At 43.2% G+C, this 4,827-nt stretch carries 6 protein-coding genes and 1 pseudogene; 6 read left to right on the forward strand and 1 reads right to left on the reverse strand.

The annotated features are described in order from the left end of the window. Both KUE00_RS21630 and KUE00_RS21635 read left to right on the forward strand, forming a co-directional pair. Nucleotides 1–627, forward strand: a 627-nt coding sequence (locus tag KUE00_RS21630) for an RHS repeat-associated core domain-containing protein (RefSeq protein ID WP_281434727.1), incomplete at its 5' end; no start/stop codon positions are given. Nucleotides 628–661: 34 nt separating this feature from the next. Next, a complete protein-coding gene (locus KUE00_RS21635; protein WP_246762635.1) occupies nt 662–1,024 on the forward strand; it encodes an SMI1/KNR4 family protein in 363 nt (120 codons plus the stop codon). 63 nt (nt 1,025–1,087) lie between these two features. Here the strand turns inward: KUE00_RS21635 and KUE00_RS21640 are convergent, their stop codons facing one another. Then, nucleotides 1,088–1,234 carry a hypothetical protein gene (locus tag KUE00_RS21640; RefSeq protein ID WP_246762636.1) on the reverse strand — a complete coding sequence of 49 codons (147 nt, stop codon included), beginning with the start codon at nt 1,232–1,234 and terminating at the stop codon, nt 1,088–1,090. A 101-nt stretch (nt 1,235–1,335) separates the two neighbouring features. Between KUE00_RS21640 and KUE00_RS22035 the strand changes: the two are divergent. The 4 genes and pseudogenes from KUE00_RS22035 to KUE00_RS21665 all read left to right on the forward strand — a co-directional run. Next, a pseudogene (locus KUE00_RS22035) lies at nt 1,336–1,743 on the forward strand (RHS repeat-associated core domain-containing protein); the annotation flags it as partial. Between the two features lie 474 nt (nt 1,744–2,217). After that, the gene (tri1, locus tag KUE00_RS21655) at nt 2,218–3,306 is read left to right on the forward strand and encodes an ADP-ribosylarginine hydrolase Tri1 (RefSeq protein ID WP_246762637.1); all 1,089 of its coding nucleotides are present in this window, start codon (nt 2,218–2,220) and stop codon (nt 3,304–3,306) included. 228 nt (nt 3,307–3,534) lie between these two features. Beyond that, a complete protein-coding gene (locus KUE00_RS21660; RefSeq protein ID WP_246762638.1) occupies nt 3,535–4,119 on the forward strand; it encodes a hypothetical protein in 585 nt (194 codons plus the stop codon). A gap of 23 nt (nt 4,120–4,142) precedes the next feature. Next, complete coding sequence (locus KUE00_RS21665; protein ID WP_246762639.1) at nt 4,143–4,580, forward strand: hypothetical protein; 438 nt, start codon at nt 4,143–4,145, stop codon at nt 4,578–4,580. Nucleotides 4,581–4,827: the final 247 nt, after the last annotated feature.

Genomic DNA, 4,827 nt, shown 5'->3' on the forward strand with positions numbered 1-4,827 from the left:
CAGGCTGTGCCGCAGAATCTGCGTTTTCAGGGGCAGTACCTGGACAGAGAGACGGGCCTTCATTACAATTTATTCCGCTATTATGACCCGGTTGCCGGACGTTTTACTCAGGTTGATCCGATAGGGCTACAAGGTGGACTCAATTTATACGTTTACGCGCCGAATCCATTGAACTGGGTGGATCCGCTGGGGCTGACGAAGTGTGGTGCTCCAAATGGCTACAAAACTGGAGATGTCGATCCTCACGGAAAATTATCACCGGGAGTCAATTGCGCGGCAGGGCATACAAATAGCAAAGCTGATGGTTTTGTTCAAAGTCATCACCCTATTCAGGATGCCTGGGCCAAAAAAAGAATTAGTGGTTATCAAAGAAGTTCTGCGCCTGCAACTTTACTAAGATCATCATCCGGTAGCCCGCATGCTGCTATCAGTGCTGCGCAGCGTACCCGAAGAGCAGCGACGGGGGGCTGGGATACAGCCCTGAAGCAAGAATTTAACATTAGCTATAAAGAAATGTTAGATGCTGGCGTGCCTACTAATCAGACTCGTAAGTCTCTTAGTGATGCATTTAAATATTTTGATGGGCTCAGAGAAAGTAATATGAGTAATCCGTTCTTTGATATTTAATGTTTTTTTCTCTTAGAGTTAATAGGTGGCCATTATGAATAAAGATGAAATTTTAGACGAACTCAAGGTTGTAGAGAATAATCTTAACATCAAGCTGTCAAATAAATATAAGCAGTTTTTATCTGAGGAAGTAAAAGATACAGATGCTTACGAAATACAGACAAGTCAAGCGGATACTGTATATCTTTATAATTACAAAGACCTTTTGGAACGCAATGAAACATATACCATACAAGATATTGAGCCAGATTACTTATTAATAGGGCAGGATGGCGATCTTGGTTATTTTATAAATGTGAAAAATAATAGTGAACAGGTCTATAGCCTAGATCTGGGTGCTCTTGGAAGTCTGGATATGGATGAAGAGGCTCAAGATATTTATAAATTAAAAGCTTAGACCCAATTAAATATAATTATTTGTAAGCCGGAAGCGATCCCCGCGATCCTTCCGGCCTTATTTTTAGCCGCCAGCCTGAGCCAGCAACGCCAGCGCCTGCTGCCGGGTCTGCTCAATCTCCCGCCGCTGCTGTTCAAGTCGTGCCTGTTCCTGTCGTAACCGCGTCTCTTCACGGCTGTCGGGGCTCAGCAGCAGACAGCCGTCCAGCACCTTCCGGCTTAGGCCTGTTGCGGGCTGAAATTTGATATGAAGGACTTCTTTCTATGAGTGACTATCCAAAAATGACAGGTAACTACAACCGAAACTGATAGTACGACCCGGACTGCGGGCGTTTCACGCAGCCTGATCCGATAGGGCTACAAGGTGGACTCCATTTATACGCTTACGCGCCGAATCCATTGAACTGGGTGGATCCGCTGGGGCTGACGAAGTGTGGTGCTCCAAATGGCTACAAAACTGGAGATGTCGATCCTCACGGAAAATTATCTCCGGGAGTCAATCGCGCGGCAGGGCATACAAATAGCAAAGCTAATGGTTTTGTTCAAAGTCATCACCCTATTCAGGATGCCTGAGCCAAAAAAAGAATTAGTGGTTATCAAAGAAATTCTGAGCCTGCAACTTTACTAAGATCATCATCTAATGCATGCAATTTAATATCTTTATTCGTTATTATCAGCCATGGCGGACGACCGCGAATTAAAAAGCCTCTACTATACTAATGGACAAAGAAGTCAGATCAACCTGGACAACCTACTTATTAGCACAATTATCCGCGATGTACTACATCAGGAAATCAGCCGCAATCGTGAAATACTGAATACGAAGTATGTGCATCATAAACATATAACCAGCTTTCCGGCGTAAAGCAGTCGGCCAGTTACGGCCAGGATGCCTTTGGCCGCCGCTGGAAGCGTGACAGCTTTGGCATCACGCATTTTGTCTGGGATGACAACCGTCTGCTGAGCGAGTGGCGGGATGCACGCGGAAAGATTTGCTGGCAGGCGGAGTACAGGGTCTGGGGCAGCACGCTGAAAGTCTATAACCCTGCACCAGAAGAAGGCAGGGAGGCAATATATCAGTCGCTTCCTTAACAAGGAAAACATATCCTTCCTAAAAATTCTGATGCAAACTATTCTGTGCAAGAGCCGAAACAAGCAAAATGGCGTAACGCGAATCAGCCTTAAGGAATTATAATGATTGACCTACATGCAGATGATGATTCTATAGATCAATACGCCTTGAAATATCACCATCTTCTTCCAGTAAGTAAACGGCAGGCTGCTCGTTCTGCTAATACACCTGAACATGCTAAAGAGCTTCTTTCATTACCTGACTGGGATGAGAGCTTTCCTCAATTGAACACCATGGAACAAGCTCTGGATAAAGCAAAAGGTGCTTTTCTTGGGCTGGCTATAGGCGATGCAGTCGGTACAACACTGGAGTTCCAGCGAAGAGACATCTCTCATGTTGATGATATGGTGGGTGGTGGTCCGTTCAGGCTCAAAGCTGGTGAGTGGACTGATGACACCTCAATGGCCCTCTGTCTGGCTGAAGCCTGTATTGAGTCCGGGCGTGTTGATGTTACTCTTTTCAGGAATAAATTAGTCGACTGGTATAAAAACGGTTCTAATAGCGTTAATGGTCGTTGCTTCGATATAGGGAATACTACTCGATTTGCTCTTGAACAATATATCAAACATGGCGAAGCTTGGTTTGGTAATACTGAAAAAAACACGGCTGGAAATGCGGCTATTATTCGCCAGGCTCCAGCCGTAATTCTTAACTGGCGTTCGCTTCAACGAATTTATTTTGCTACTAAATCACAAAGTAGAGCAACTCATAGTGCAGTGGAATCTCTTTTTGCCTGTAACTTTCATGGTTATTTATTGCATATGCTAATTAATGGGCATGATAAGCAGTCAGTATTTTCTCCTCATAAACTCCCATTGTCATCTCGATTATTGATTATTAATGCGGGTGAGTATAAGCAAAAAGCTCGCCATGAGATCCGTTCAAGCGGGTATGTTGTTGATACTTTTGAAGCTGCGATGTGGTCCGTGTGGAACACAGATAATTTTCGAGATGCAATTTTACTTGCCGCAAACCTGGCTGATGATGCTGATAGCGTAGCAGCAACAGCAGGGCAAATTGCTGGCGCTCTGTATGGCGCATCTGGTATTCCACAAGAATGGCTTGGCAAGCTGGCGCAAAGAGGACGTATAGAAAATATGGCCTGTGAATTATTCCAGATGGGTATCGATATTGGAGATGCTCCAATTTAGATTCGAATATGTCTTATTGGTAAAGGTAAAACCAGGAGCGCTAAGTTAAAAGGTAAATGAATTATTGATGTTGGCTATATCTTATTATTATGACTTGATTAATTAAAGTTAAGTATAAAGTGTCTTTCCGTACTTGATAATAAGTTTTTACTTTTTGTTATATGTTTGCTGTTGCCCATTTTTATTATTTTCTATAAAATATAATGTTCAGAGCTATAAAAACTTATCTTGCATCTTATAAAAAGTTTGTCCTATTTATTTTTTGTGGTTGCGTTGATTAACAATATTTATGGCATCAATACCAATGTGAAAGCAACAGGCATGCAATATAGTATTACAGGCTCAGCCGGGAAAGAAAATACGCTATATGGCTCTGCCCGCGCCGGCGTTGCTCTGGCAACTGCCGAAACGAAACTGGTCGCTGAAGTTTACACCGGTAATCAAGGGCGTTACGGAATCAATCTTGAAGGCGGCATAGAAGCAGCGGCAGTTAAAGAAGAAGCTGAGCGGAAAGTTAACTTGTATGGAATCGTGATAGGAAGTGCAAAAGCGGAAGTAAATCTGGGAGCAATAGGTACCTCAGCGACTTTAGCCGCTTACAAAGATAAAACTGATCATTCAATCAACTTAAAAGCCAGCAGTAAATTTGCTTTTTGGCTGGGGTTAGGAACGGGTTTTGACTTGAAAATATTCGTTAAGCTACTGCGTGAGTTGTTCTTTGGTAAAGATGATAATTCAGATGATGCCGAGAAAAGCGGCGATAGCGATGGTGTTATTATCGACGGCTGTACGACATTTTTAATTGGCGACTAAATTTAGTATGGGACTGGTATTTTATGAAAATGATAGCTTTTTTGTTTTTTTTAGCTGTGACGCTTTATTGTGTCTGGCGCGGTAACGTCTCTTACGGGAAAAAATCATTAACAGGTGCGGGTAAGGGCCTGATTGGTGTATTTGTCGCAATTATTGCACTAGGTTTTTTTCTTAAGCTTCTGGTGGCTATTATTCCCGGTTTTACTAAGGGCACTGCCAGGAATTTAATGGAGGAGACAAGCGCATCATTTATCGTGGTGTGGGGAATGAGATTTTTGATCACAGCAATATCGACCATTTTTAGTGGAATTATGGGGTTTCATAAGGAACATAATTTCGAAAATTACAAAAAGTTTTCACCAGTTACTAACAGGCTGGCTCCTGGTCTGCTTTTGTTTGCCAAATGTGTAGTCTCTTTCGGTGCCGTATTGATGCTTTATGGAGTTTGGTTTACGTCTTAAACCAGAAGGGAGATAGTCTATGGATATTGAAGTTAACTATGCTTTTCCTGTTTCTTGAGATTTGACTAAGGAAGAGATGCAACAATATTTCTGGAAGTGTCTTTATACTTTTTCCGAACAGGAAATGCTGCACTACTGGGTTATCCCGTACCACGCCACGCCGTCCGGCAGCAGCACCGGCGAGGAGGGCATCAGCGTCTGGGAGCTGCAGGACAGCGTGACGCCGGGCATCTACAGCATCGACGAC

The organism is Erwinia phyllosphaerae, assembly GCF_019132875.1.
Lineage (GTDB): Bacteria > Pseudomonadota > Gammaproteobacteria > Enterobacterales > Enterobacteriaceae > Erwinia > Erwinia phyllosphaerae.